24 protein-coding genes and 1 rRNA gene are annotated in these 26363 nt (G+C 53.4%); 22 read left to right on the top strand and 3 right to left on the bottom strand.

Annotation, left to right across the window (positions count from 1 at the left end; genetic code table 11):
- Together rrf and ACKI61_RS01815 are read left to right on the top strand one after the other, a co-directional pair.
- A 5S ribosomal RNA gene (gene rrf, locus ACKI61_RS01820) occupies window positions 1–100 on the top strand; the annotation flags it as partial.
- A 246-nt stretch (window positions 101–346) separates the two neighbouring features.
- Window positions 347–1192 carry an FISUMP domain-containing protein gene (locus ACKI61_RS01815; RefSeq protein WP_407456104.1) on the top strand — a complete coding sequence of 282 codons (846 nt, stop codon included), beginning with the start codon at window positions 347–349 and terminating at the stop codon, window positions 1190–1192.
- 71 nt (window positions 1193–1263) lie between these two features.
- Here the strand turns inward: ACKI61_RS01815 and ychF are convergent, their stop codons facing one another.
- A complete protein-coding gene (gene ychF, locus ACKI61_RS01810; RefSeq protein WP_407456103.1) occupies window positions 1264–2361 on the bottom strand; it encodes a redox-regulated ATPase YchF in 1098 nt (365 codons plus the stop codon).
- 132 nt (window positions 2362–2493) lie between these two features.
- Here ychF and ACKI61_RS01805 point away from each other — a divergent pair, with 132 nt between their 5' ends.
- The 3 genes from ACKI61_RS01805 to ACKI61_RS01795 are packed head-to-tail and all read left to right on the top strand — an operon-like array spanning window position 2494 to window position 6168.
- Window positions 2494–3843 carry an MATE family efflux transporter gene (locus tag ACKI61_RS01805; RefSeq protein ID WP_407456102.1) on the top strand — a complete coding sequence of 450 codons (1350 nt, stop codon included), beginning with the start codon at window positions 2494–2496 and terminating at the stop codon, window positions 3841–3843.
- Window positions 3844–3856: 13 nt separating this feature from the next.
- Entirely contained in the window at window positions 3857–5029 is a 1173-nt protein-coding gene (locus ACKI61_RS01800) for a hypothetical protein (protein ID WP_407456101.1), read from the top strand.
- Window positions 5030–5037: 8 nt separating this feature from the next.
- Window positions 5038–6168 carry a hypothetical protein gene (locus ACKI61_RS01795; protein ID WP_407456100.1) on the top strand — a complete coding sequence of 377 codons (1131 nt, stop codon included), beginning with the start codon at window positions 5038–5040 and terminating at the stop codon, window positions 6166–6168.
- Window positions 6169–6232: 64 nt separating this feature from the next.
- On the opposite strand, the gene ACKI61_RS01790 is transcribed toward ACKI61_RS01795, so the two are convergent.
- Window positions 6233–7153, bottom strand: coding sequence for a tyrosine-type recombinase/integrase (locus tag ACKI61_RS01790; RefSeq protein ID WP_407456099.1), 921 nt, complete (start codon window positions 7151–7153; stop codon window positions 6233–6235).
- A gap of 81 nt (window positions 7154–7234) precedes the next feature.
- On the opposite strand from ACKI61_RS01790, the gene ACKI61_RS01785 reads away from it, so the two are divergent.
- The 5 genes from ACKI61_RS01785 to ACKI61_RS01765 all read left to right on the top strand — a co-directional run bounded on the left by ACKI61_RS01785 (window position 7235) and on the right by ACKI61_RS01765 (window position 11982).
- The gene (locus ACKI61_RS01785; RefSeq protein ID WP_407456098.1) at window positions 7235–8485 is read left to right on the top strand and encodes a hypothetical protein; all 1251 of its coding nucleotides are present in this window, start codon (window positions 7235–7237) and stop codon (window positions 8483–8485) included.
- A gap of 88 nt (window positions 8486–8573) precedes the next feature.
- Window positions 8574–9224: an STAS domain-containing protein gene (locus ACKI61_RS01780; RefSeq protein ID WP_407456097.1), complete on the top strand. Its 651-nt coding sequence runs from the start codon at window positions 8574–8576 to the stop codon at window positions 9222–9224.
- Between the two features lie 106 nt (window positions 9225–9330).
- Window positions 9331–10146 carry a peptidase M23 gene (locus ACKI61_RS01775; protein ID WP_407456096.1) on the top strand — a complete coding sequence of 272 codons (816 nt, stop codon included), beginning with the start codon at window positions 9331–9333 and terminating at the stop codon, window positions 10144–10146.
- Between the two features lie 13 nt (window positions 10147–10159).
- On the top strand, window positions 10160–11272 hold the full coding sequence (locus ACKI61_RS01770) for a hypothetical protein (RefSeq protein ID WP_407456095.1): 1113 nt from the start codon (window positions 10160–10162) through the stop codon (window positions 11270–11272).
- On the top strand, window positions 11269–11982 hold the full coding sequence (locus ACKI61_RS01765) for an NUDIX domain-containing protein (protein WP_407456094.1): 714 nt from the start codon (window positions 11269–11271) through the stop codon (window positions 11980–11982). Before ACKI61_RS01770 ends, ACKI61_RS01765 begins: the two co-directional genes overlap by 4 nt.
- A gap of 4 nt (window positions 11983–11986) precedes the next feature.
- Here ACKI61_RS01765 and ACKI61_RS01760 read toward each other — a convergent pair whose 3' ends face one another.
- Window positions 11987–12199: a hypothetical protein gene (locus ACKI61_RS01760; protein WP_407456093.1), complete on the bottom strand. Its 213-nt coding sequence runs from the start codon at window positions 12197–12199 to the stop codon at window positions 11987–11989.
- A 253-nt stretch (window positions 12200–12452) separates the two neighbouring features.
- Here ACKI61_RS01760 and rimP point away from each other — a divergent pair, with 253 nt between their 5' ends.
- From rimP to murF, 12 genes are all read left to right on the top strand, one after another.
- Window positions 12453–12899: a ribosome maturation factor RimP gene (gene rimP, locus ACKI61_RS01755; protein ID WP_407456092.1), complete on the top strand. Its 447-nt coding sequence runs from the start codon at window positions 12453–12455 to the stop codon at window positions 12897–12899.
- 15 nt (window positions 12900–12914) lie between these two features.
- Window positions 12915–14081, top strand: a complete 1167-nt coding sequence (gene nusA / locus ACKI61_RS01750) for a transcription termination factor NusA (protein ID WP_407456091.1) — start codon at window positions 12915–12917, stop codon at window positions 14079–14081.
- Between the two features lie 35 nt (window positions 14082–14116).
- A complete protein-coding gene (gene infB / locus ACKI61_RS01745; protein WP_407456090.1) occupies window positions 14117–17143 on the top strand; it encodes a translation initiation factor IF-2 in 3027 nt (1008 codons plus the stop codon).
- A 181-nt stretch (window positions 17144–17324) separates the two neighbouring features.
- On the top strand, window positions 17325–17678 hold the full coding sequence (gene rbfA / locus ACKI61_RS01740; protein ID WP_072800168.1) for a 30S ribosome-binding factor RbfA: 354 nt from the start codon (window positions 17325–17327) through the stop codon (window positions 17676–17678).
- Window positions 17679–18689 carry a tRNA pseudouridine synthase B gene (locus tag ACKI61_RS01735; protein ID WP_407456089.1) on the top strand — a complete coding sequence of 337 codons (1011 nt, stop codon included), beginning with the start codon at window positions 17679–17681 and terminating at the stop codon, window positions 18687–18689.
- Entirely contained in the window at window positions 18686–19588 is a 903-nt protein-coding gene (ribF, locus tag ACKI61_RS01730) for a riboflavin biosynthesis protein RibF (RefSeq protein ID WP_407456088.1), read from the top strand. Before ACKI61_RS01735 ends, ribF begins: the two co-directional genes overlap by 4 nt.
- Window positions 19589–19846: 258 nt before the next feature.
- Window positions 19847–20323 (top strand): division/cell wall cluster transcriptional repressor MraZ, encoded by a 477-nt coding sequence (locus ACKI61_RS01725; protein ID WP_407456087.1) that lies wholly within the window; start codon window positions 19847–19849, stop codon window positions 20321–20323.
- Window positions 20310–21353, top strand: coding sequence for a 16S rRNA (cytosine(1402)-N(4))-methyltransferase RsmH (gene rsmH / locus ACKI61_RS01720; RefSeq protein WP_407456086.1), 1044 nt, complete (start codon window positions 20310–20312; stop codon window positions 21351–21353). The genes ACKI61_RS01725 and rsmH overlap by 14 nt, the downstream gene beginning before the upstream one ends.
- Window positions 21350–21658, top strand: coding sequence for a hypothetical protein (locus ACKI61_RS01715; RefSeq protein ID WP_407456085.1), 309 nt, complete (start codon window positions 21350–21352; stop codon window positions 21656–21658). Before rsmH ends, ACKI61_RS01715 begins: the two co-directional genes overlap by 4 nt.
- A complete protein-coding gene (locus tag ACKI61_RS01710; protein WP_407456084.1) occupies window positions 21655–23553 on the top strand; it encodes a penicillin-binding transpeptidase domain-containing protein in 1899 nt (632 codons plus the stop codon). Before ACKI61_RS01715 ends, ACKI61_RS01710 begins: the two co-directional genes overlap by 4 nt.
- Entirely contained in the window at window positions 23553–24980 is a 1428-nt protein-coding gene (locus ACKI61_RS01705) for a UDP-N-acetylmuramoyl-L-alanyl-D-glutamate--2,6-diaminopimelate ligase (RefSeq protein ID WP_407456083.1), read from the top strand. The genes ACKI61_RS01710 and ACKI61_RS01705 overlap by 1 nt, the downstream gene beginning before the upstream one ends.
- Window positions 24973–26355, top strand: a complete 1383-nt coding sequence (murF, locus tag ACKI61_RS01700) for a UDP-N-acetylmuramoyl-tripeptide--D-alanyl-D-alanine ligase (protein ID WP_407456082.1) — start codon at window positions 24973–24975, stop codon at window positions 26353–26355. Before ACKI61_RS01705 ends, murF begins: the two co-directional genes overlap by 8 nt.
- Window positions 26356–26363 lie beyond the last annotated feature (8 nt).

The following is a 26363-nucleotide window of genomic DNA, read 5'->3' as shown; positions in this document are numbered from 1 at the left end:
GAGGGGGTCATACCCGTTCCCTTTCCGAACACGGAAGTCAAGCCCCTCATCGCCGATGGTACCTGGCCCACGGGCCCGGGAGAGTAGGTCGCCGCTGGATTCACGGAGCCCCTTGCCTTAAAGGCGAGGGGCTCCTTTTTTTTATATACCGTTCGATTTGCGCGGGGGTCTTAGGGGGTGTCCCCCTAGGCGAGGGGGTTGCGGTAGACACGGCGATAGCCTGGCCGCAAAGCGGACAGTAAAGGCCGAAGGCCGTAATTTGTCCGCGTGCGGAGCAGGCTGAGCAGTGGCTAAAGCGAGGGGGAAACATCCCCCCCCCTTTTTTATATAAATTATATTTGAAATTATGAAGCTGCTTTTGATTCTTCTTTCTCTGCTGTTTTTCTCCGGATGTGGCGATAGCACATCGGCTTCTTCGGAAGACGCTTCAATGGAAACTGTTTCGAGTAGTTCAGCTTTATCTGAAAAGTCTTCTTCCAGTTCAAAGACCTCTGTTGATTCAATACACCTTCCTGATGGAATTTATAGTAGCTCTAGCTTAGCGCTAGATTCTGCTTGGGAAGCGTTGAAGCCGGATGTCCAGTACGACGAATTCAAAGACGTCCGTGACGGGCAAGTCTACAAGACCATTGACATCGAGGTGGATGGAGGCGTGCAGACTTGGATGGCCCAGAATCTGAATTATGCATATGAAGACGGTACTCAGAGTTGGTGCGCCAATGGAACGATGTACGACACTACCCTTGTCGGGAATTGCAAACTGTATGGTAGGATTTATACCTTTGCTTCTTTAGCACAAGGAATCTGTCCTGAAGGATTTCATTTGCCTAGTGAAGATGAATTTTCCCTTTTGTGTAAGACATTCGCTGATTCGGTGGATGCGGGTGGATGGACTTTTTACGGTGCGGCAGCATCATTGATGGCGGATGTTGAATGGAATTTTCCTAGTGAAATTTTAAATACGACGGGATTCAGCGTGCTGCCGGCTGGTTCTAGGCGGACTACCAGCTTTACGTATGGGAAAAGGGCTAGTTTCTGGACTTCGACGGAACAAGACAATTATCGTGCCTACGATTTCGTTTTTGCAGTTGAGTGGAGTCAAGTTGATGATGAGATTGTGTATTCTCCTGCGGTATGGAAATCCAATGAAAAACGTGATGCCGCCCTTTCTGTCCGTTGTATAAAGGACTGATAATCAAAAAAAAACACCGGCTAGGGAGTCGGTGTTTTTTTGGTAAACTTGAGCAGATGTGAGCGTGTATCTTACACGTTGAACAGGAAGTACATGATGTCGCCATCTTGTACAACATATTCCTTGCCTTCGGTGCGGACGAGGCCTGCTTCCTTGGCGGCGTTCCAGCTGCCGTGCTTGAGGAAGTCGGCGTAGCTCAGAGTTTCTGCGCGGATGAAGCCGCGTTCGAAGTCGGTGTGAATCACGCCTGCGCACTGCGGGGCCTTGTAGCCTGCATGGAACGTCCAGGCGCGGCATTCCTTTTCGCCGGCGGTAAAGAAGGTGCGGAGCCCGAGGATTTCGTAGCCCTTGCGAACCACGGCGTCGAGGCCCGATTCCTTCATGCCGAGTTCCTTGAGGAATTCGGCCTTCTCGTCGGGTTCCATGGCAGAAAGTTCTTCTTCGATTTTGCCGCTGATCATGATGACTTCGTGGCCGTTTGCGGCGGCGTATTCTTTGAGCTTTTCCACATAGGCGTTACCGGTCAGGATATCGTCTTCCTTGACGTTTGCGCAGTAGAAGAGCGGCTTTGCGGTGAGGAGAGCGAGGTCCTTCACGATGAGTTCCATTTCTTCGCTGTCGTGCATCACGGTGCGTGCGGCCTTGCCTTCCTGGAAGGCGTCGCGGAGCTTTTCGCAAGCGGCGAGGCGGGCCTTGGCTTCGGCTCCACCCATGCGAGCGGCCTTGGCTTCGGTAGCGAGGCGCTTTTCGACAGAATCGAGGTCCTTCAAAATTAGTTCGGTCTCAATGATTTCCACGTCGCGGACCGGATCCACGGAACCGTGCACGTGCACGATGTTTTCGTCGTCGAAGCAGCGGATGACTTCCATGATAGCTTCGCATTCGCGGATGTGGGTCAGGAACTGGTTGCCGAGGCCTTCACCCTGGGCGGCACCCTTCACGAGACCTGCGATGTCCACGAATTCCGTAACGGCGGGGACGATGGATTTCGGATTGTAGACTTTTACGAGTTCGTCGAGACGGCTGTCGGGAACGCTCACCATGCCCACGTTCGGTTCAATGGTGCAGAAGGGGTAGTTGGCGGCTTCTGCGCCGGCATTGGTAATTGCGTTAAAGATGGTGGACTTGCCTACGTTCGGGAGGCCGACAATTCCGCATTTGAAACCCATGATAATCTCCAGTTTTGGCGGCTTGATTTGGCAATTGCCATGCCGCTCGTTTTTTGCGATGTAAAGTTAGCAAATTGCTCTTGGATGAGAGTGAGTTAAAATCTAAATTTACGCCCGTTTTTTAGGAACTGTATGTCTGCTGCCAACTCAAAGCTGAATATGGATATGTTGAATGGTCCCCTTGGGAGAAAAATCCTGAGGTTTGCCATTCCCATTGCCCTGAGCAGCATCTTTCAGCAGATGTTCAACTTGGCAGACGTTGCCGTAGTAGGACAGTTTGCAGGTGACAAGGCCTTGGCTGCGGTGGGCGCGAATACGTTCGTCATCAACATGCTCATTAACCTGTTCGTCGGAATTTCTGTGGGGGCGAACGTAGTGGTCGCCAATTCCATCGGTGAGCGTAGCTACCGTTCCGTGACCCGCAGCGTGCACACGTCGGTGATGGTTGCCTTCTTTAGCGGAATTCTGCTGTCTTTTGTGGGAGTCTTTTTTGCAAGACTGATCCTTACGGCAATCTCTACGCCATCGGATATTTTGGACATGGCGGTGCGTTACCTGCAAATCTACTTTGTAGGGATGCCCTTTGTGATGGTCTACAACTTTATCGCGGCGATCCTGCGCGGAAAGGGCGACACCAAGCGCCCGCTCTATGTGCTTATGGTGGCGGGGGCTGTGAATGTGGTGCTGAACCTGATTCTTGTGGCGGGCTTTGACATGGGCGTTTCGGGTGTTGCGGTTGCGACGGTATTCGCTAATGCAATCAGCGGAGTCACCCTGTTCTACATCTTGCTGCACGAAGTTGGCCCATTCAAGTTGGAATTCTGGAAGCTGCGCGTAACACCCTTCTTCTTGAGCCGAATCCTGCGCGTAGGGATTCCGACGGGGCTTCGCGGTGTCGTATTCTCGTTTAGCAATGTGTGCCTGCAGTCGGCCATCAATAGCTTGGGATCTGCGACGGTGGCGGCCTCGGCGATTGCGCTCAATTATGAATTTGTGGTGTACTACTGGTTGAATTCGTTTTCGCAGGCCTGCGTGACCTTTGTGGGGCAGAACTTTGGTGCAAAGAACATGGAACGCTGTCGCCGTACAGTCCGCTGGACGCTTCTGCTCGGCTGCTCCTCTACCATCGTCCTGAGCGCGCTCTGCTGCATTTTTGCTCGCCCCATGCTGAGCGTGTTTACGTCCAATGCCGAAATCATCGAGATCGCTTCCATCCGTATGTATGTGGTAGTGGGACTTTTGGCAATCAACGTGTTCCTGGATGTGTTTTCGGGGGCACTTTCTGGAATGGGTAAGTCGCTCTCTCCGGCGCTCACCTGCATGGCGGGGGTCTGTGGAATTCGCATCCTTTGGGTGATTTTCGTGTTCCCCAGGTACAAATCGTTCGCTTCGCTGATGGTTGTGTACCCAGTAAGCTGGATTCTTACGATTTCTGTGATTATGGCAATCTACTTTTACCAGGTGAAGCGAATAAAGTTTTAGTATATTTCGGACAATGCGTTATTTACCTTTTGCCGCCATATCTTTGATGTTGATGCTTTCGGCCTGCGTCTACGAGCCGGAACAGTTTGTCGAATCGGAAACGAATGTGAAAACTTCCGAAGTGAAGGGACTGTTCTCCGTGAATGATGGCAAGCAGATTTGTAATCCCTCTGTGTCGCAGGACACGGTAGACTATCCTGCATCGATGCTTTGGCTGAATTTTGGCGGTACGCTGAAGGTGAATGCACCTGATTCTATTTATACCGTGACGAAGGCGGTTCAGCACGACAGGCTTTCCGTGTCCGATACGGCGGGCAATGTGCTCTGGTACCTGATGCGCGATACCGAGGCCGGCGACTGCCAGTTCCAGGATCCGGAATGGAGTACGCATCCGAACTTTATCGTAGCACTCCGTGCGTTCGATACCAAGAAGAGCAAGTCCTGCGAAAATCTGGATTATGGACTTTTTGCGGTCCGCATGGCCGACAAGAAGAAGTTCTTCTTCTACGACAAGGATATCAGCGAATTTGCAACGCCGCACTTGTGGGTGGACCCGGAGGCCCTTCCCGATACGTCGGCTAATGAATCTACGGTGCAGGGATTTTTTGGAACAGACCAGGTGCGCCTAGCCTACGTGAACAAGAAGGACCAGATTGTGTTTGTGGACTTTGCGGCGGGCGGCGTTAAGAAGGCGAAGACTCTCAAGAAGCCTGCCGATGTCGACGGCTGGATGATGGACAGCCCCATGATTTCGCCCGATGGAAATTTTGTGGTCTACAACATGATCAATTCCTCGATGACGGGGTGGAAATCCTTTATCCAGGAATTGTCCGAGAATTCGAAGCCGATTGAGATCGAAAAGACCGCGGGCATGATTTCGGAACCGGTTCAGCCCCATTGGTTTAAGTTCGGAACACGACTTTTTGTGGTCTGGGCGGAATTCCCGCAAGGGCATCAGTATGTAAACAAGGAAGACTTGTCCGATGCTTCTGTGCAGGATGGCAGCGCGGGCCGCACGGCGATGCGCGAAGTCTCGCTTATGGCGGGGGCTCCATCGGACCTTGCCTTTGTGTGGCTGAGTGAAGTGATTGAACTTGCTCCGATTCCCATGATTGGCGGGCGCTCACCCGATGGCAGGTTCCTGTCGACCGGGGCAAATTATGGCTATCTGCTGGAACTCCCGTGAGGTAAACTGTGAAGAAGAATTTATTTAGCGGGATTGTTCCAGGAATGGCCGTGGCAGCGGCTGCGTGTTGTGCTTTTTTGGTCGGATTCCATTCTCCTGTTGAACCGGCGACTCCGTGGGAGTCCATTGGCGGCTGTGGCGCGGGCGGTTCCGGTGGCGGTTCTGGCGATGGCATCAAGTGGATTGGCCAGGGCGTCTCTGGCGGCTACCTTGAAGTTGAAGCATTTACCAAGTACAGCGTCGGCCAGAATTTTTCCGGCACGACGTTTACTCCGCACTTGTCGTTTAAGCCGACCTGGTCTACCAAGGTGGGCGTCTCCATTCCGTGGATGAGCCATAGCGGCGAAGTGCAGTACCGCAGTAACCAGATTCCGACAGATCGCACCACGGGTGGCGTGGGCGATGTGTCGTTTGACTTTAGCAAGACGATCGGCAGCGGTGGTGCCGCATCGCTTTCGGCAAGCCTCACCATTCCCACGGGGCAGTACGATATCAAGCGCGGAACCGATGCTTCCGAAGAAATTTTGCCGAGTAGTTTCCAGAAGGGCTCGGGCCTTTACTCGCTCACGCTCGGCTGGGATTACAGCCGCGATACCGACAAGGGCATCTGGCTTTACGGGCTATCCTATACGCATCCGTTTGCCATGCACCTGATTTCGGGCGAGAACGAATTCAACGATTCCTATTGGAAGGACATCGAGCATGATGGGGATCGTTTCGAGTACCGCTTCAAGCCTTATGGAGAAAACGACCTGGGTGCCTACACGCCGCCTTCGGTGGGCGGCTCGATCGCTTACGGTTACCGTGGCCGTCCGGGCATTGTGCAGAGCTTCGGCGTGAACTTCTCGGTGCCGCTCGGAGTCGCCTGGATCAATTCCGAAAAGGCGGGGACCTACGACCCCCGCCCAGACCCTGATCACCAGGCGTGGTCTGTAGCCTTCGCTTATGGCATCGAATTTTCGAATGCGGACTTCCCGGTGTTCCTTGCAGTCTCCTTGCCGCTCCACGACAAGAGTAACGCCGCTGACCCCGATGACGAATACGACGAATCCCCGATGCGCAAGTGGGACGCTCCTGACTGGGATGACTTTGGTCAGCAGTGGACCATCGCCGTCGGCATCAAGGGAAGTTTCTTTTAGTTAGACAGTGGTTAGTAAACAGGTTTATAATCCTAACCACTAATCACTAACCACTAGTCACTTTTTATGCTCGCGGGTGGGTCTTTTTGAAGGCTGCCCGCAAGCGTTCTGCATTGACATGCGTATAGACTTGTGTAGTGGAAATGCTCGAATGACCGAGCATCTCTTTGACGCTCATGATTTCGGCTCCGTTTTCAAGCAGGTGCGTGGCAAAGCTGTGCCGCAGCACGTGCGGGGACGCCTTGCCTTCCCAGCCGATTTCGCGGAGCAGTTTTTTGATGTCGTCTCGTAGCGTGCGTAGACCAAACGGCTTGCCGTCTTCGCTGAGGAATACGTATCCCGTGGCGGTGGGGAGATGGCCCGCTTCCACTTCCATTTGCTTGAAGTTCGAAATGCGGTCGATGAAACTTTCGGTGAGCGGCACGATGCGTTCCTTGTTGCCCTTGCCGAGCACGCGCACGAGTTTCGCGTTTGCGTCAATGCGGTCCCAGGTGAGCATCTGGCATTCCGAGATGCGCAGCCCCGACCCGTAGATGAGTTCAAGCAAAATGCGCGCCCGCACCTGTTGCAGCGTCGGGTTCTCGATTTCAGGGAATTTTTCTTCGGCGAGGTCTTTTTGTCCGAGAATGTTCACCAGCCGTTTTGGTCGCTTTGGCATGGGCACGTTTTCGGAGGGATTCTTTTCGATAATCTTGCTCTTGACCAGGTACTTGCCGAAACTTTTCAAGGCGGCAAGGTGTTCGCAGATGCTCGTGGGTGCAAGCTTCTGTTTCATCTTCATGTCCCACACGAAACTCTTCACGTTCATCTCGGCAAATGCGGAAAGTTCTAGGTTTGCAGCGTTGTCATTTGAGCTATTCGATGCTCTTAGGTGCTCCATGAACTTTGCGAGTGATTTTTTGTAGGTGTCCACCGTACGCGGCGAAAACCTGCGTCGTTCCGCAAGGTATTGTAGAAACTGCTCGATGTGTTCAGAAAGGTTCATGGGTGTGTATTCTCGTTGGTCTACGGCGTAAAAATAATCTATCTTAAGGGATAAGGTATGACATTGGCAAAATTTTTTGATGTGCATTCACGAAAGAGCTTTCACCAGGCGGTGGTAGCTCTCTTTGCGGTGCTGTCATTTACGGTTTTCTCTTCTGCTGCCAATCGTGTGTCGGGTGCAAACGCGACCCTGGACATTGAGCCGGGTGCGCGGTCTGCCGCTTTGGGTTCTGCGACCATGGCAGTCGATGGCGACTACCTGGGGCTGATGTCGAACCCCTACCAGCTTTCTAATGTGGACTACGCCTGGGCGTCATTCTCGCATACTGAGTACTACGAAGACACCAAGTACGACTTTGCCTCGGCCGTGATTCCGCTCGGGGTGGGGCAGGGCCTTGGAGTTTCTTTTTCCCGTTTTGGTGCAGATGACATTCCCTACATCAAGGAAGGCGAGCCCCTGCCCGAAGGCAGCGACTACAATACGCTCTCGATTGCCGACTGGGTTTTCTCGGTGACATTTGGCCGCCGTCTTACCGAAAGGCTTGACCTCGGCGTGGGGTTCCACGGACTTTACCGTGAAATGGACCAGACCGGCTATGGATTCCGAGGCGATGCGGGACTGCGCTATCGCGTCTTGGACGATTTTTATGTGTCCGGCTTGTTGAAGGGGTGGACTTCTTCGGCGGCGACCTGGGAATCGGGCGAGTTTGAATATTCCTCGCCGGAATTCTACCTGGCAGCAAGCTATGGAATCGGAGTGCCGTACCTGTATGGCAAGTTGAATCTGTATTGGCAGGGGGCGGGACTATTCCACCAAGAAGCCCGCGACCTGGATTTCGAGACGGACAAGGACCGTGGCGCGCGCATTTGGGAAGACCCGCTTGATTGGCTTTCGGGTGGCCGCGGCGGTATCGAGTTTGCCTTTGATTTTGGCCTTTCGCTCCGGGCAGGCCTTTCGAGCTTTACCACGTTTCAGAGCGTGACTGCGGGTGCGGGTCTAACGGTTGCAAAGTTCGTGAAGATCGATTATGCTTTCGAGTCGCACCCGGTGCTTTCTCCGGTACACCGTATCAGCGTGAGCGTAAGCCCCTACCTGTTCTCGCATAATCCTAAGCCGGAAAATTCGAGGGCGTCTTCGGAGCCGTCCAAGGTTTTGACCGAGGAACCGGAAAATGAGGACTCTTACGATGAAATGGAACGCGTCCCCGAAGAAACCATGAACGCCCAGGAACATTCGGATGAGGCTGTTCAACAGGCGCCGACGGCGGCTCCTGCACAGGCTCCATCCCAGCCGGCACCCATCGTTGAGACCGATGACGAAATATTGGAGTAGAGCAGGTTCCGAGGTTTCTTTCTGCTATTTTGCATCTTTTTTTGTGAGCAATCGCACATTTTGTTGAATTTTAGTCTATATTTCTAGTATGCCGCAATTAAAGAACTACCGCGAAGTTGGAATTTTTGACTTGATGTCGGCCCCGTTGAATCCGATCGGGGCCTTTGATGCTGAACAATTCAAAAAAGACGTTCGCGCGCTCCTTGCAGAAAAGAAGGATGAGCAGTTCTTGGCGGTAGACCTGACGGGACTCGATTTCGTCTATAGCGATGCCTACAATGCCTTTATCCAGTTCCAGCAGGAAATGGACGATCGTCAGGGGCTGTTTGCGGTTCTTACCAACAACCAGACGATTATCGACGGACTCAAGAAGGTGGGGCTCGACAAGAGCATCAAGGTGTTCTCCTACGAATCGGACATGATGTCCTTCTCGTTACATGCCCAGGCTCCCGAAAAGTCAGACGAGTCTACTTCGTCCTCGGAGGCTCCGGACCATCCGGTTGCGTCCCAGAATATGAGCGGAGAAACTCCTTCGCACCATCTGGACCGTCGCTCTACGGGAACGCACCGCCGCTTTACCAAGAGCTTTAACGCCATTGCGAAAGAAGAGCCCACGACCAAGAAGAAGGGACTCGATGTCCCGTTCGACGACGAACCGTCTTCGACTCGTACGGTGATCATTGTCATCTTGTTGTTGCTTGCGGCTGTGGGTGGAACTCTAGCGTTCTTCTACTTCTAGTCCGATGCCTGTTGAGTTCCAAGAATACAAACGAAAGCGAAAGCCAATCAATTTTCAACACAAGTTTCCGCTGATACGGTTGGTGTTGCTTACACTTGCCGCTTTTTTGGCGTATTGGTCTGGTCTCGCCGCAAAGATAGCCGATGCGCTCCCGCTGCCAGAAAGCGGTGACAAGGCAATCGAGACCTGGGATTCCCGTTGCAAGTTGAATGGCGGAACGCCGTTTGCCCTTCAGCAGGGACTTGCGCAGTGCTCGTGGATTGTCGAAGATTCCGTACCGCTGACGCGCCTGCCGAATCCGTTCTTGCGGTATGTGGCATCGCTTCGCAAAAGCGTAAAGTCCAAGCTGCACTGGGTAGCGCCTGTCGATGATTTCAATAATGCGGTGCTCGTTATGCACGAAGACAGCCTGCCGAATGTCTATTTCCGCTACATGAAGGAAGACTCGAGTTATATCTGGGTGTCGAAAAATTCCGGCTGCAAGTTCCCCGGAGTCTGCCCGCGCCTTCCGCTGTCGTGGTCGGCGCTTCCGATTGACGACAACTTTGATTTCGAGGGCCAGGAGTCCCTTTTGGCGATGGATGTGTTCCTAGGAATCGGCGAAGCTCCTATATATCCGGTGTTGTCGGGTCGCATTCTTGAAACGGGCCGCGACTCGTCGGGCTTCTTTGTGGAAATCGATCATGGTTACAATGTGATGAGCCGGACTTCTGGGATGGGCGTTCTGGGCGATTCGCTTTCTGTAGGAAAAAGCATCGACATGAATACGGTGCTGGGAAGGCTTTCGCCCAAGGACAGCGCCGTGTTTTTCCTGTCGGTTCGCCAGAACGGGCAGTTTGTGCGCTGGACTGATTTCTATGCATCGACACATCCTGTGCTGCCGGATTCGATTCTCTCCTTTGAAAAAACGATCGGTTTTTAATACCTTTGGTCTTATGCTTGGCTCCTTGTTCAAATTTTTCCTTGTTGCTTCACTTTGGCTTACGCTGTTTCTTTTTGCAAGCTGCGAAAAGGACACGGATGGCCCGCTGGATGTGATGGGCGAAAATTTCTCCTATGACGGTGAAGGGTTCTTTGGTTCTGCGGAACTGGACTCGGGAAAGACGATTCATCTTTCCAAGGACACGCTGTTCCTAGGAATGGGCAAGATGTGGACTTTCTCGAACTGTGCCCTTGAATCGATCAAGCTTTCCTACAGCAAGGAAGATTCAATCCTCTGGCTGATGCCGCGCCTTGACATTCATGCGACCGCCGAGGACTGCGCCGCTCCTTATTACCGCCCCGACACGGTTCTGAAAGTCACGCTTTCCAAGGAACAGATGCAGGGAGTCGGAATCATCAAGGTAAAAAATGATGTCGACTCCGTGCTGGATTCTATTTTGCTTCGCCGCGGAAGCTTTTCCAGGGACACCTTCTACATTTACCTGGATTCGTCGTTTTCCGACCCCCACGCCTATCCGCTACGGACCAAGGACAAGAAGAAGGGCAAGGAGATTCCGACGGTAATTCGCGTATTGGACTCGCTCACCCCGCGCGTGTTCTACTGGCGCACCATGAAGTCGGTGTGTACGCACCGCGTAGACATGTGCAAGAAGACGGTTGCCGATACGGTGTATCCGATGAGCTGGTCCGTGAACGATACGAACCTTGTGCCGGTGCATTATGCCTGCGCCGATTCCGATTCGGTGTACTGCATCAATTCCAAATGGGAAAACGATTCGACGGAGCTTGGCAAGCTGCAGGAACGCCCCGATACGATTTGGCACTACAGCACCTACTATGCCGAAAAGATTCCGAAGTGCGGAACCTTCAGTCAGTTCAACCTCAGCAACTTTACCGTGGGCGATCACGTCCGTTTTATTCGCGAACTCATGACCCCCGATGAAGACGAGTCTTTCTGCGGGCCTGCTTCGCAGGAAGAGTGGATGGTCTACAACATGTCCAGGAACCAGATGGTCCTCGATACCGGAAGCGTTGTCATATTGGACAGCCTGAAGAAAATTTGGAAAAAGGCGTCGGTTGCGCCTGACACTCTGAAAGAAAAATGATTGAATATTCCTTTGCATCTGAGATTGCCGAAGCGGATCGCCCGGTGATTTTGAACTCCCGAATTTACAAGGACTGGCTTGCCAATTCCGAAGGCAAGTTTGTGGTGCAGAAGGTCCACTTTTCTTCGGTGGACTTTTTGCGTAAGGGGCGCCAGCCGCTATTTATTAAGCTTACGGCGACGGCGACACTCCCGGATGGCCGTCCGGTGCATGGCATTGTGCTTGTGCGCGGTAATGCCGTAGGTATTTTGGTGGTGCTGCGTTGCGAAGGCAAAAAGTACTTGTTGCTGGTGCGCCAGCCGCGATTTGCCATTGGAGAACAGGCCTCCCTTGAAATTCCGGCGGGCATTCTCGACTGGACGGGGGATTATCGTAAGGTTGCCTTGAGTGAACTCGAAGAAGAAGCTCAGATCAAGGCTGACGATTCCGAACTGATCGACCTGATGGATTTCTGGTACAAGGGCAAAAGTGATGGTTTTGCGGCGAGCTGCGGGCTCTTGGACGAACGCATTCGTCTGTACGCCATTGAACGCGACGTGACGCCGGAACAGCTCAAAGCCATGGATGGCAAGGATCAGGAATACACCGAAGAAATCGAGTGGATTAAGACGGTGGTGCTTCCTTACGAGGACGCCGCCCACGAATTTATCGATGGAAAGAACTTGATTGCGCTCTTCTTGTACGAACGCTGGCTAGATGCTCAAAAGTAGGGACTTACCAGTTCCCGATATTGTTAATCGTCAAGCCCAGAAAGAAAATGGTCAGGTAGCCGTACCAGAGGCCTGTAAGAACATAGTTCAGCTTGCGCTTGTATGCCTTGGGTTCGTTCTTGTTCTTTTCGCGGATTACGAGAATGTTCTTGTGCAAGAAATAGGCGCAGCCGGCGAGTCCAACCAAAGAAGCGATAATCAAAAGTACATAAGCCATGCAGTAAATGTAGCAATTATAGAATAGTAGGCAGTAGGAAGTAGACAGTAGGAAGTAGGCTGTAGGCAGTGATGAGAAATTAATCTCGTATCCCACATTACCCCCTTTTTGCCCTCGTTTCTTAATATTTCGGTTGCCTAGACCCTAAAAAATTTCTCTATTTGGTGTGTCTTGACGTTCGTGGACCCGATTTAGGCTTAAATGAGCAGATTTCGGGGCCGTATACGAACGCCGTTTATTATACGAGGTCTATTTGGTTAACCAAAAGTTGGATGCGCTTATTGCCGAGGCATGCGAAGCCGTAGGCGTGACATTGGTGGAACAGGACATGTTCCGTGCGGGCAAACGCAAGACGCTTCGCCTTTACATAGACAAGCCCGAAGGGGTGACCATCGACGATTGCTCGAATGTGAGCCGTCACTTGTCCGATGCCTTGGACATAGATCCTGATATTATTGAAGGCGCCTACACTTTGGAAGTGTCGTCGCCGGGGTTAGACCGCCCCCTGAAGTCGGATGCCGATTTCACCCGCAACATTGGTCGCTTTGTTCGGGTGACTCGCAGTACCGGTAAGCCCGTGGTTGGAAAACTGAAGGCTATCGATGAAGAGAATTTGACCATCACCCTCAAGGGAAATGCCGGTGATGTGGTCGTGCCCCGCTCCGAAGTGCTGGTGGCAAAAGTGGATGTACAAATTTAATAGGAAGGTCATGTTATGAAGAACGAACCGAAGGTAAACCTGCTCGAAGTGCTGAAAGGTGTTGTCGAAGCAAAGGATATGGATGATTCCGTTGTGCGCAATGCTCTGAAGGAAGCGCTGGTGACAGCGGCTCGCAAGTACCTGCACATCGAAAAGAAGATCGACGTGGATATCGACGAGGAAGCGAACGAAGTCCATGTGTACCTGCGCGTGGCCGTGGTTGACGATTATCCGGACTACGACCCGAACATGACCGCTGCCGAAGTGGAAAAGCTCGACCAGGGTTATATGCTGGTGGAAGAAGCCCGCGACTTCAACGAAGACGCTCAGGCAGGCGACTCCCTCGAAATGGAAATTCCTATCTCCGCTTTTGGTCGCCAGGCCATTCAGACTGCAAAGCAGCTTTTGAACCAGCAGATCCGCGACGCCGAACGCCAGAAGATCATGGACACCTATCGCAACCGTATCGGAACGATGGTGAGCGGCGAAATCCTTCGTCTTGAACAAAGTAATATCATCGTGAAGCTCGGCAAGCAGACCGAAGCCATGATTCCTGCCCGCGAACAGATCAAGCGCGAACGCTGGTCTCAGGGTGACTCGATCAAGGCTGTGATTGCCCGCGTGGAAGAATCCTCGAAGAACGGTGCCCAGGTGATTTTGTCCCGTGCAAACGGTGACTTCCTCAAGGAACTCTTCCGCCAGGAAGTTCCTGAAATCTACGAAGGCACGGTTGAAATCAAGGGCGTTGCCCGCGAACCGGGTTTCCGTGCGAAAATTGCCGTGTACTCCCGTGACGAAAAGATTGACCCGGTCGGCGCATGCGTCGGCATGAAGGGTGCCCGCGTGCAGACGATTGTGCGCGAACTCGGCAACGAGCGCATTGACATTGTGCAGTGGAACCCGGACCTGGATTCCTTTATTACCCGCGCCCTTACTCCGGCAAACGTCATCAAGCTGATCCATGTGCCCGATACGCGTCGTACGGTTGTGATCATTAGTGACGACAATTTGGCGCTTGCCATTGGCAAGAACGGTCAGAATGTGAAGCTTGCTGCCGAACTGGTGCAGCGCAACCTTGACGTGTTCGGTGAAAACGAATGGAACGAAAAGGATGACGAAACGAAGGCTAAGATTACCTCTCCGTCGTCTGCCGACCTGAACCAGAACAAGGGCATGCGCTAATAGTTTGATTAAAAAAGGAACATTGGAAGCTATTCATGGCTATTGAAGAACAAATTAAACCGGCGGATTGGGCCGAATCTCATGGCGTCAAGGTTGACGTCGTGATGAAGTTGCTCCGCGATGCGGGTGTGACTGTCCGTACACACATGTCCAAGGTTGCTGCGGCTGATTATGAGAAAATCGAAGCTGCCGCAGAAGCTGAAAGGCAAAAGGCCGAATCTCGCAACAAGAACCTGAAGAAGGCGGCTTCAGCCGAAACTTCCAGTGCTTCTCAAGACAAGAAGAAAGAGGCTTCGACTTCTGGAAACGGCAAGTTTAAGGCGACGCTCATCAAGGGCAAGAAGCCTGCAAAGCCTGCCGCCGCGACGGTGAAATCCGCGACTCCTGCAGCAGTGAAGCCTGCGGCTCCTGCCGCCGCAGAAGTGAAGCCCGCCTCGGCCCCGAAGGTCGCGGAGGCTCCCAAGGTTGAACCGGCTCCGGTCAAGGTTGCTCCGGTAGAAGTGAAACCCGCTCAGCCTGCTGTAACCCCCGTGGCTCCCGCAGCACCTGCAACTCCTGCCGTTTCTGAAAAGCCCGCCGCTCCGGCTGTCAAGCCCGCTCCTGCCGCAGTAAAGTCTGTGGCCACTGAGACAAAGCCTGTGGCTCCCGCCGCTGCTCCTGCAGCCCCGAGCGCCCCGGCAAAGCCTACGATGGTGACCCCCGGCATGGAACTCAAGCAGCCCCCGATGAAGGCTCAGGTGTTCAAGCCCGACGAAGCGATTCTTGCCCGTATCAAGAAGTCTCAGCAGCAGGCTCAGGCCGGTCGCGGTGGACACCGCGGCGGTGGAAACCAGCAGGGTTACACGGGAACTTTTGGACGCCTTTCGAACAACAACGGGGACAACCGCAACAATGGTCGCCGTGGCGACAATCGTAATGGTAGTGGCAACAATAACGGTGGCCGTACCTTTACGGGCCGTACCAGCGGCTTTACGGGAAGTTCGATGCAGGACGCCTTCAATGCGAGCAACAGTGCTGCCCAGGGATTTGGACAGAACCAGGGCGGCAAGGGCGGAAAGCAGCAGAATGGTCGCCATGGTCAAAACGACAAGAACCGTCGTGGCAATGGCAAGGACCGCATGGAACAGCGCCAGGAAATCCAGCAGGAAGCCGTTCGCCAGAACGTTTCCCGCGTGATGGCCGACCTTTCCAAGAAGCCCGTGAAGAAGGTCTATCGTAAGGAACACAATGACAACGATTCCGGCGAAGAAAAGAAAATCCTCAAGACTTCCGACTTCATTACCGTGGGCGAACTTGCGGGCCTTATGGACCAGATGCCGGCCCGCGTGATTGCGAAGTGCATGGAAATGGGCATGATGGTGACCATCAACGCCCGCCTGGATTTTGAAACCATCCAGCTGTTGGCCGATGAATTCGGTTATGAAGCCCAGTTGATGGAAGAATACGAAGAAGAAGTGCTCGGTGTGGAAGAGGAATCCACTGAAAACCTGAAGCCGCGCCACCCGGTGGTGACGGTGATGGGCCATGTGGACCACGGTAAAACTTCTTTGCTCGACTGGATTCGTAAGACTCACGTGGTGTCCGGCGAATCGGGCGGTATTACGCAGCACATCGGTGCATACGAAGTCACGACCAAGCAGGGCAAGGTGACCTTCCTCGATACTCCGGGTCACGAAGCGTTTAGTGCTATGCGTGCTCGCGGTTCTCAGGTGACCGACGTGATCGTGCTCGTGGTGGCAGCCGACTCCATGGTGATGCCGCAGACCGTTGAATCGATTGAACTTGCCAAGCGCGAAAAGGTGCCGATGGTCGTGGCAATCACGAAAATCGACTTGCCGACGGCTAACCCCGACAAAATTCGCGCCCAGCTCGCTGAACGCGGCGTGGAAGTGGAACAGTGGGGAGGTTCTACCAGCTGTATCGAAGTTTCTGCACGTACGGGCCAGGGCATGGACGACCTCTTGGAAACGCTCGCCCTCGAAGCCGAAGTGCTTGAACTCAAGGCGAACCCCGATGCACACGCCCGCGGTGCCGTGGTGGAATCCAAGCTCGACGTGGGTAAGGGCTCTATGGCGACGATTCTCGTGCAGAATGGTACGCTCCATGTGGGTGACCCGTTCGTTTGCGGTATTTACGCTGGTCGTGTCCGTGCTATGTTTAACGAACGTGGCGAACAGATGAAGGAAGCTCCTCCGTCTGCTCCGTGCCAGGTGCTCGGCTTTGACGGTACTCCGCAGGCCGGTGATGACTTGATCGTGGTGGAAGACGAAAAGACTGCCCGTGAAATTGCCTCCAAGCGCCGTATGGCTGCCCGTGAACGCGACCTGCGTTCTCGTAACGTCAAGACTTTGGAAGATACCTTCAACGATCGTAAGGAAGGCAAACTCTCTGAACTTAACCTTATTGTCAAGGCCGACGTGGGCGGTTCTGCAGAAGCTCTTGCAGCAAGCCTCGAAAAGCTTACCAACAAGGAAGTGCGCGTCAACATTATCCGCAAGGGTGTGGGTACCATTACGGAATCCGATATCCTCTTGGCTACGACCGCACAGGCAATCATTATTTCCTTCCACTTGATGCCGTCGCTTTCTATCCGCGAAATGGCCCAGAAGGAAGGTATCGAAATTCGCAACTACCGCGTGATTTACGACTGTATCGAAGATATCACGAACGCTGTGGAAGGCCTGTTGAAGCCGACCATGCGCGAAGAACTCTCCGGCGAAGCCGAAATCCGTCAGGTGTTCAAGATTCCGAAGGTCGGTCTCATCGCTGGCTGTATGGTTACCGACGGCGAAGTCGACCGCACGAGCCATGTGCGCGTGTACCGCAACGGTGTGGAACTCGGTACGACCGTGGTCCAGTCCTTGAAGCGCATGAAGGACGACGTCAAGTCTGTCGCTCGTGGCTTTGAATGCGGTATCGGCCTTAAGGGTTACGAAGACATCAAGGAAGGCGATAGCCTGATCTTCTTCAAGGAAGTGAAGGTTGCTCGTACCCTGAAGGATGTGGCCCGCGAAGAAGCCGAAGAAAAGGCGAAGAAGACCGCGGAAGAGGAAGTTAAGTAGACGGTAGGAAGTAACTAGGTCTGAGGTCGCCTTGCGGCGCAAGGCTCTGAGCGATGAGGTCGGCACGTTGTGCCTTTGGGTATAAGTTAGGCGCCTATGGCGCAAAATGGAATCCTTAACCTCAAAGCGAAGCGAGCTCAAAGCGCTTTAGCGCGACCTCGCACCTCACAGCTTAATATAAATGAGTAGAAGAACAGACAGATTAGACGAACAGTTCCGCGAGGAAATCGGCAAGCTCTTGCAGAAGGGCTTGAAGGATCCTCGCGTGAGCAGCCTCGCAAGCATTACGCGCGTGACGATTACCGACGACCTGAGCTATGCAAAGGTGATGGTCTCGGTGATGGGAACTGACAAGGAAAAGCGCGATTCGCTGATTGGCCTCAAGAATTCGGCGGGGTACATCCGCACGGTTTTGGGCAAGGCGCTCAAGATTAGGAAAATTCCCGAACTGAACTTTGTTCTGGATGAAAATTTGGAACACGCCATGCATATCGAAAGCATCTTGGCCGAACTGAAGCAGAAAGGGGATCTCTAGTTGAGTAATTCCGGCTTCGTTCTGTTGGACAAGATTGCTGGTGAAACTTCTTTTAAGGCCCTTTTCCCGCTGAAAAGGGTCTTTTCTACGAAGCGTGTGGGCCATGCGGGTACGCTGGATTTGCGTGCCTCGGGTTTGATTATTGCCGCCACTGGCCGCTGCACGCGATTGTTGCCCTTTATCGAAGCCAAGGACAAGTGCTACAGTTTTAGGCTGCATTTGGGTTACGAAACCGACACTCTCGAGTGGGACGGTGAGGTCATCGCTCAAGATGAGACAAACTTCATTGCGCAAGCGCATGACGGCATCGGCTCGACAATAGAATCCGCAAGCGGTTCCGCTGCACTCGCCTCGTCCGTCATTGCGAACCCCGAAGGGGTGAAGCAATCCATAACCCGCGAAGCCCTCGATGCCGTTCTTCCGCAGTTTACGGGGGATATCGAACAGGTGCCACCGAAGTATTGCGCCGTGAAAATCAACGGCGTGCGTGCAAGTGACCTCATGGAACGTGGCCGCGATATTGAATTGAAACCCCGCAAGATTCACATTGGTGAACTCAAGGTGATTGGTGAGGGCGAAGTGACCGAAGGCTCTTCCGGCAAGGAATTTGCGACCTTTGACTTGATTTGCGAATGCTCCAAGGGAACCTACATTCGTGCGCTCGGTCGCGATATCGGGCGTGCGCTCGGGACCTACGCGTGCGTGTCAATGATACGCAGACACCGCATCGGCAATGTGACTTTAGATAAGGCGGTGCGTGGCGAGGACTTGACCCGAGAAAACTTGTTGCCGGTCGATGCGGTGCTCGACTTTCCGGTGGTGCGCCTGACCGACGAACAGGTGGCTGTAATCCGCCAGGGCAATTGGTTGCCGTGGAAAGAGAAAGTCGAGGGCGTAGGTCCCGAGGGCCATGTGTTTGCCGCGAACATGCAAGGCGAAGTCTTGAGTTTATGTTCTTATGAGCCGGGGCGAATCAAGCCGAAATTTTATTTGGGCGAGGATGAAAAATGAAGCGTGCTGTGACAATGGGTAATTTTGACGGATGCCACCTGGGACACCAGGCTCTTTTCCGCACGCTCAAGGCCGTTGCCGAAGTGAACGGCCTGACGCCTACCGTCATTAGCTTTGAGCCGCATTCCAATTACGTGTTGCACACTCCCGGTGATCCGTTGCTCTTAACGACCACCGAAGAAAAGCGCGAGTTTATTGAAAGTCTTGGACTTGAATTTTTGGTGCTCCCGTTTACGCCCGAAGTGGCAAAGCTCCCGTTCGATGAATTTGTCCGTACCGAGCTGATTGAAAAGCGCGGCGTGTGCTCAATGTTCTTTGGACACGACCATTGCTTTGGTGCAGGTGGTAAGGGCAACTACGAAACCATTACAGCCGCATTCCCGGAAATTTCGACGGCTATGCTTTCGATTGTGCTGCACAAGGGCGAACGCGTGAGTTCTTCCGCTGTGCGAAATGCGCTTTTGAACGGCGACGTGTCGCGTGCGCAGACTTATTTGGGGCGCCCGTATCGTTTGTCTGGAACGATTGTCGAAGGCAAGCGCCTTGGCCATACCATAGGATTTCCGACGGCGAATTTGCAGGTGGAAAAGTACAAGTTCTTGCCAAAGCACGGCGTATACGTGGCGACGGCCCGTTTGCCCGATGGCGATGGGGGAGAGCGCTGTTTCCGCGCGGTGGTAAACATCGGCACACAGCCTTCTACGGGCAACCAGCGCTTGGCTATCGAAGCGTATCTACTTGATTTTAGCGAAGACATTTACGGTCGCCCGATGGTGCTTGACTTGATGGCGTACCTGCGCCCTGAGCAGAAATTCCCGAGCCTAGACGACCTGGTGCGCCAAATTGGAATGGATGCGGACACCGCCCGTAATTACAACGGAAATCACTGGGCGGAATAGGGCTCCTGTTTTAGCCTAGGACATTTTGAAATTGAACCTGTGCAAAAAAGGCACAGGTTCTTTTTTTACGTGCTTAATGCACATCTGTACACTTTATTCTTGTTAGACCTGGGGCCGAGGTATGCTTTTCGTATGCTTTCGAGCATAAAATTTTCTGAAAAGGATGTAGAACAGGGGCTTAGGGTTGCCGCTGTGGTAGAAAATGGGTAAATTTACCATGTGTGATAAGTGTTGTGGCAAGTTGTCCCAAGGAATATAATGAGTTTGTCTCGTTTCATAGGTAAAGCCCAGACGGCTATTGACGGAAAGGGAAGGTCTTCCTTCCCCAGGGAATTCCGTCGTCAGCTTGGGCCGACTGAAGGGAATGAGTTTGTGGTCGCCTGCGGCCCGAACCACACCCTCCGGTTGTACCTCACTTCGGAATTCGACAAATTCATGGCAGAAATTGACGCTCTTAAAGACCGCCAGCAAGCCGAAATTTTCCGGTACCAACTTGAAGCCACCACCGTTGAGATGGATGGCCAAAACCGCATCCTCATTCCAAAAAATTTGCTGGAATATGCGGGACTCACGAACGAAGTGATATATGTCGCCGATCGTGGATGGTCTCTGGATTTGTGGAACCCTGAACGTTACAACGCTAAGTACGGTAAGAAGACCGAAGAAGACGTAACGGCATTCAGTGAGATGTTCTACAAGCTTGGTTTGCCGGAGGGTCTAGATGACAAACGCTGACCTTCGTCAGAACCGATTACAGACAAATGAATTGTTTGGGACGGGCCGTGATTCGGCTCATTCCGAAGCAGCCCTTGCGGGTGTTGAGAACGGAGTGTTCTACCACGATCCCGTAATGCTTGCGGAGTGTCTCGAGGGTCTGAATATAAAGCCGAATGGAACTTATGGCGACTGTACACTCGGCGGTGGCGGACACTCCTATGCGGTAGCAAACAAATTAAATGAAGAGGGAACGCTTCACGCGTTCGATCGTGACGAAGAAGCGGTGGCGTTTGCGACGAAGCGCCTTGCAGGCGTGAAATGCAAGTTCATTGTGCACCCGGTTCGCTTTGGCGAACTCAAGAACGAAATAGCGCCGAATACTCTAGATGGCATCCTTTACGACCTGGGCATTAGCAGCCACCAGGTCGATGCTTCTGACCGCGGCTTTACCTTTGTGGGAAACAACCCGCTCGACTTGCGCATGGACCGCCGCGAAGGCGTGTCTGCGCAGGAATGGCTCAAGACAGTCGATGCTGATACGCTTGCAGCGGCTCTCCGCAAGAATGCGGATATGGACCGCGCCTTCAAGCTTGCGACGCGTCTTTTGGAAATGGTTGCCGAGGTCGTTCGTGACGGCCGCGAAATTTTGCCGTCCGATGTGAAGGCCGTGGTGGAGTCCGTGTTCCCCGATAAGCGCCGCGAAGTGAACGGGCTCCTTGCCCGCGTATTCCAAGCAATTCGCATGGAAGTGAACGGCGAACTCAAGGAAATTGAAGATAGCTTGCGCGCGGCTGTGGACTGCCTAAAGGTGGGTGGGCGCCTAGTGGTGATGAGCTACCATTCCGTGGAAGACCGCTGCGTCAAGGAAACGGCGGTCGAATTCGAACGCGCCTGCATCTGTCCGCCGCATTTGCCGGTGTGTACCTGTGGCGGCAACCACCAGCGCCTGCGTAAGGTGAACCGGAAACCGATTCTGCCTTCTGACGAAGAAATTGCTAAGAACAGCAGGGCTCGCTCTGCGAAGTTGAGGATTTACGAACGGGTATGAGTGAAAAGCCGAAAATAGCCTTGTTTGAATCCAATCGCATTATTGTGCGAATTTTTGTCGGTGTCGTCGTGGTGGCCGCGCTGCTCTTGATTTTGCCTTTGTATATGCAGAACCGCTTGACGAAACTTTATACGAAATCCCATGAACTGGTCGTCGAGATTGGTCTTTTGCAGCGGGAACTTGTTCTGCAGCAGTTGGAAATCAACAGGCTCTCGTCTTTGGAATCGCTTTCGAGATTTGCAGAAGAGGCGGAACTGGGTTTGAACGGCGTACCTACCAAGGTGCGTGTGACGGGGGCGCCATGAACATAGTGAATATGGACGCCCTTTCGGTGGGCAAGATGCTTGTGCTTGGCTTGATTGGTGTGCTGGCGTGGCAGACCTTCAACATTCAGGTGCTGAACCGTGAAGTTTACCAGGCCAAGACGAAGAGCACCGTGACGGTGACCAAGAACATTTATGCTGAACGCGGTGAAATCCTGGACAGAAACGGAGTCGTTTTAGCGACAAACCTGCGCGATACGGGCAGGGCCGAAGATTACAGCCGCATTTTCTTGCAGGGTAAGCTTGCCTCCCAGATTGTGGGTAAGGTCGGCTACGATGGCATGGGCAGCATGGGCATGGAACGCATCTTCGATTTGCGCCTGCGCGGAAACGAAGGGTTCCGCGTGGGAATCCAGGACGCCCGCAAGAAGGAAATTTACGGACGCTCCGAGAATGTGGCCGAGGCAAAGCCGGGCAAGAACCTGGTGCTGACCATTGACAGAAACATGCAGGAACTAGTGGAGAAGGCGCTGAAGGATGGTGTGACCGAGTTCAGTGCGGCCAGTGCGTCTGCCGTGGTGGTGGATCCCTACACGGGCGAAATCCTTGCGATGGCAAGCTACCCGACATTTGATCCGAATTCCAAGAAGCAGGGTGTTGGCCGTATGGCGAAAAACGACATCGTCGCGATGTCGTATGAACCGGGTTCGACTTTCAAGGTGATTACGGCTGCGGCTGCCCTTGAAAACGATGTGGTTCCCGAAGACACCGTGTTTGTGGACGAAGGCAAGTGTTGGAGCTGGAATCCGAAATCGGACCGCATCTGCGACACGCACGTCTATGGGGACATGGATATGTCCGAGGCGATGGTGCAGTCGTCGAACATAGTGTTTGCAAAGATTGCCGACAAGGTGGGCGCCGAACGGCTCTACCGCATGGCCCGCAATTTCGGTTTTGGAATGAAGACATCGGAAAACCTTTACGGCGAAGAATCTGGACGCCTTTACATGCCCTACGAGCTCACGAAGGATGACCGCACGCTGAAGACAATGGGCTTTGGTCACGCTGTGTCTGTGACGCCGATCCAGATGGTGATGGCGTACTCTGCGGTTGCCAATGGTGGCAATCTGATGGAGCCCATGATTGTAAAGGAATGGCGTGACGCCGATGGAAACTTGGTGGAAAAGAAGAACCCGGTGAAGGTGCGCCGCGTGATTTCGGAAAAGACGGCGGCTTCGATTCGCAAAATGTTAAACCGTGTGGTGAATAGCGGTACGGCAAAGCGTGTGGCGAGTAAGAAAATTCCCGACGTGATTTTTGGCGGAAAGACGGGTACGGCTGAAAAGTACAACCAGGAGACCGGCAAATACGACCGCGAACACCAGGTGGCCTCCTTCATTGGCCTTGCCCCGGTCGAAGATGTGCGCTACGTATGCCTGGTACTGGTCGATGATCCGAACGCCGACAAGCTTTACGGACATACGGGTGGTGCGACGGCCGGTCCTATTTTCCGCCGCATTATGGAAAGCATTTATTACCACCCTGACCTTTCGCCGGCAGCGCATGCCCTTGAACTGGTGCGCCCGAATTCCCCGTGCAAGGGTGACTATGTCGGCATGAAGGCCGAGGCGGCTACTGCCATCGCGAAGTCTAGAAATTGTCCGGTGTCGTTTGAGGGCGAAGGTTCCCGAGTGGTGTCCGTACGCCGTGATAAGGCCGATTCGCTTTCGTTGGTGTTGAAGCTTGGCGATATTGACGCATCGACGATGCCGAACTTGAAGGGGCTTTCGCTTAAGGACGCTCTTGAAATTGCGGGCAATATCCGCATGAATGTTGAATATACGGGTATGGGCCGCGTTGTGTCGCAGACGCCGAAGGTCGGCGAGACGCTCCGCAAAGGTCAAATTTGCAAGCTTACGCTAAAGGAGAAAGGCTGATGATTTCTGAAATGTTGTTGCAGAAATTGAATGTGCATGGCCTGTGCGACGACTCCCGCCGCGTAAAGGCCGGAGACTTGTTCTTCTCGATGCCGGGAGAAAAATCCGAAGAGTTCGCTCGCACGGCGGTGGCATCCGGTGCCGTTGCGGTCGTGAGCGAGACCATTGCCCCCGAAGGACTTACTTCGAAGTGGATCCAGGTGGCCGACGTGAAGGCGGCACGCCTTGAAGCGGCGAAGGTGTTTTACAAGGACCCGTTTGCAACGCTCAAGGCACACGCCGTCACAGGTACGAACGGAAAGACGACGAGCGCATTCCTGATGGATGCGATGCTTACGGCGGCCGGCCACAAGGTGGCTTTGCTTGGAACCATCAAGAACAAGATTGGCGATACATCTGTTCCGGCCACCCTGACGACGCCTGGGCTCTTGGATTTGTATGCCTTTGCCGCAAGGGCGGTGGCAGCCGGTTGCACCGACTTGGTGATGGAAGCGTCGTCCCATTCGCTGGACCAGGGAAGAATGGCGGGCGTACTCTACAAGAGTGGACTCTTTAGCAACTTGACGCAGGACCACCTCGATTACCACAAGACGATGGACAATTACTTCGAGGCAAAGAAACTCCTGTTTACGCGTTACCTTGCAAGCGACGGTGTCGCCGTGATCAATATCGACGACACCTACGGAAAGAAACTATACGATTCCCTAGCGGAGATTGGAGCGGACCGCAAGGTGGCTGTCTCTCGTCTAGGGGTCGTTGGTGCCAATGTGAAGCCCGAAGGTACGGTAGAAAATACCGAAGATGGGCTCAAGATGCTGTTGCCCGCGATCAGTGCAGAGCGCTTTGAAACGCCTCTGTGCGGCGACTTCAACGTGGACAACGTGATGCTCGTGCTTTCGTGGGCAAATGCAATCGGCATTCCCGAAGCGGCCATGCGCAAGGCGATTGCGACGGTTCGCGTTCCGGGCCGTTTCGAAAAGGTCTGGAACAAGAACGGTCGCCACGTGATTGTGGACTACGCGCATACGCCCGATGCTCTGGAACGCGTCCTTACGACGGCAAGGAGCCTCTGCCGTGGAAAACTTTCTTGCGTATTTGGCTGTGGCGGCGATCGCGACAAGACGAAGCGTCCTATTATGGGTGCTATCGCAGAACGCATTGCGGACAAGGCTTGGCTCACGTCCGACAACCCGCGTACCGAAAATCCGACCGACATCATCAACGATGTCCGTGCAGGCATGAAAACGGATAAGTTCATGGTAGTAGAAAAGCGCGAAGAGGCTATCGCCAAGGCTTGCGCCGAACTTAAGGATGGCGACTGGCTCGTGATTGCGGGCAAGGGCCACGAAGACTATCAGATTGTGGGTAAGACCAAACATCATTTTGATGACCGCGAAGAAGCGGTGAAGGCAATGGAAAATGTTTAAGCTGGATCTTAAAATCAAGGAACTTTTGGAAATCCTCGAGACTTTCTCGGTGGGAGTCGATGGCCGTACCAAGAACCGCAAGGTGAATCTGTGCATGGATTCCCGCGAACCGGCAAAGGGTGTGGTCTTTTGGCCTATCAAGGGTGAACGCTTTGATGCGCACCAGTTTGTAACTCAAATGGAAAAGAACGGAGCATTGATGAGTGTTGTGAACCAGGATGCCGTGGGCATCGAAAACTTCAAAATGTACGCCCCCGTCGAAGATACTACGAAGGCGCTCCTGAAACTTGCGAAGGGCTACCAGAAGAACTTCAAGGTGAAGAAGGTGGCTATTACGGGAAGTAACGGAAAGACGACTACCAAGGAAATGGTGAAGTCGGTGCTTTCGATGAAGTACAACACGCATGCTACCGCAGGAAACTTCAACAACCACATCGGCGTGCCTATGACGCTGTTTCAGCTTAAGCATTCTCATGAGGCTGCTGTCGTCGAGATGGGTACGAGCGGTCCGGATGAAATACGTCCGCTCTCGCTCGCTGTCGAGCCCGATGTCGCCGTGATTACGAACATTGGCGCCTCCCACCTAGAACGCCTCAAGGATCTGGACGGTGTCTTTGCCGAAAAGAAGACGATTGTCGCTGGGCTGAAGCGCGGTGGCGTGCTGATCGTGAACGCTGATGACCCGAGACTTTGCAAGTGCCGTACCCAGAAGAACTACAAGGTGGTGACCTTTGGCGTGAAGCGCGGCATCATCAAGCCCGAAAAGCTGACCTGGAACGAAGATAACTGCGCCACATTCTTTGTGGACCGCACCAAGTTTACGCTGAACGTGCCGGGAATCCACAACCTTTACAACGCCCTGGCCGCCATCGCGGTGGGTATCCAGTTCCGTGTTCCGAAGGCCGAAATCGCGAAGGCCCTTGCGGGTTTCCGTTCGACCAATATGCGCATGGAAATTAAGAACGCGAATGGCTTCAAGATCGTGTCGGACTGCTACAACGCAAACCCCTCTTCGACCAAGATGGCTCTCCAGACGATTGGGAACATGAAGGTTTCCCGCCGAATCGCCGTTCTTGGCGACATGCTGGAACTGGGCGCCATGACCGACTCCCTGCACCAGGAAATCGGAGCGCTTGTCCCCGAAATGAATTTCGACATGCTCCTTACGGTTGGCGAAAAGGCGAAACTCTATGTGAAGGGCGCTAAGTCCAAGGGCATGAAGGCGGCGCACCACTTTGCATCAGTTCAAGAACTGATCGACACTCTTACCGAGATTGTGGCCGAAGGCGATGTCCTATTGATCAAGGGTAGCCGCGGAATGCACATGGAACAAGTGGTCGAGGCAATGCTCAAGCTGACATCGGTTAAGGCATAGGAAAAATA

The organism is Fibrobacter sp., from assembly GCF_045601785.1.
In the GTDB taxonomy this organism is placed as follows: Bacteria; Fibrobacterota; Fibrobacteria; order Fibrobacterales; family Fibrobacteraceae; genus Fibrobacter.
This window is presented reverse-complemented; position numbering and strand designations above follow the sequence as displayed.

Bases quoted from the DNA above. Each gene is read 5' to 3' on its own strand.
- ACKI61_RS01780 (WP_407456097.1), top strand. From the start codon at position 8,574: ATGCCGCAATTAAAGAACTACCGCGAAGTTGGAATTTTTGACTTGATG.
- ACKI61_RS01715 (WP_407456085.1), top strand. From the start codon at position 21,350: ATGAGTGAAAAGCCGAAAATAGCCTTGTTTGAATCCAATCGCATTATT.
- ychF (WP_407456103.1), bottom strand. From the start codon at position 2,361: ATGGGTTTCAAATGCGGAATTGTCGGCCTCCCGAACGTAGGCAAGTCC.
- ACKI61_RS01760 (WP_407456093.1), bottom strand. From the start codon at position 12,199: ATGGCTTATGTACTTTTGATTATCGCTTCTTTGGTTGGACTCGCCGGC.
- ACKI61_RS01710 (WP_407456084.1), top strand. From the start codon at position 21,655: ATGAACATAGTGAATATGGACGCCCTTTCGGTGGGCAAGATGCTTGTG.
- ACKI61_RS01800 (WP_407456101.1), top strand. From the start codon at position 3,857: ATGCGTTATTTACCTTTTGCCGCCATATCTTTGATGTTGATGCTTTCG.
- ACKI61_RS01805 (WP_407456102.1), top strand. From the start codon at position 2,494: ATGTCTGCTGCCAACTCAAAGCTGAATATGGATATGTTGAATGGTCCC.
- ribF (WP_407456088.1), top strand. From the start codon at position 18,686: ATGAAGCGTGCTGTGACAATGGGTAATTTTGACGGATGCCACCTGGGA.
- ACKI61_RS01705 (WP_407456083.1), top strand. From the start codon at position 23,553: ATGATTTCTGAAATGTTGTTGCAGAAATTGAATGTGCATGGCCTGTGC.
- ACKI61_RS01725 (WP_407456087.1), top strand. From the start codon at position 19,847: ATGAGTTTGTCTCGTTTCATAGGTAAAGCCCAGACGGCTATTGACGGA.
- nusA (WP_407456091.1), top strand. From the start codon at position 12,915: ATGAAGAACGAACCGAAGGTAAACCTGCTCGAAGTGCTGAAAGGTGTT.
- murF (WP_407456082.1), top strand. From the start codon at position 24,973: ATGTTTAAGCTGGATCTTAAAATCAAGGAACTTTTGGAAATCCTCGAG.
- ACKI61_RS01765 (WP_407456094.1), top strand. From the start codon at position 11,269: ATGATTGAATATTCCTTTGCATCTGAGATTGCCGAAGCGGATCGCCCG.
- rsmH (WP_407456086.1), top strand. From the start codon at position 20,310: ATGACAAACGCTGACCTTCGTCAGAACCGATTACAGACAAATGAATTG.
- ACKI61_RS01790 (WP_407456099.1), bottom strand. From the start codon at position 7,153: ATGAACCTTTCTGAACACATCGAGCAGTTTCTACAATACCTTGCGGAA.
- ACKI61_RS01815 (WP_407456104.1), top strand. From the start codon at position 347: ATGAAGCTGCTTTTGATTCTTCTTTCTCTGCTGTTTTTCTCCGGATGT.
- infB (WP_407456090.1), top strand. From the start codon at position 14,117: ATGGCTATTGAAGAACAAATTAAACCGGCGGATTGGGCCGAATCTCAT.
- ACKI61_RS01770 (WP_407456095.1), top strand. From the start codon at position 10,160: ATGCTTGGCTCCTTGTTCAAATTTTTCCTTGTTGCTTCACTTTGGCTT.
- rbfA (WP_072800168.1), top strand. From the start codon at position 17,325: ATGAGTAGAAGAACAGACAGATTAGACGAACAGTTCCGCGAGGAAATC.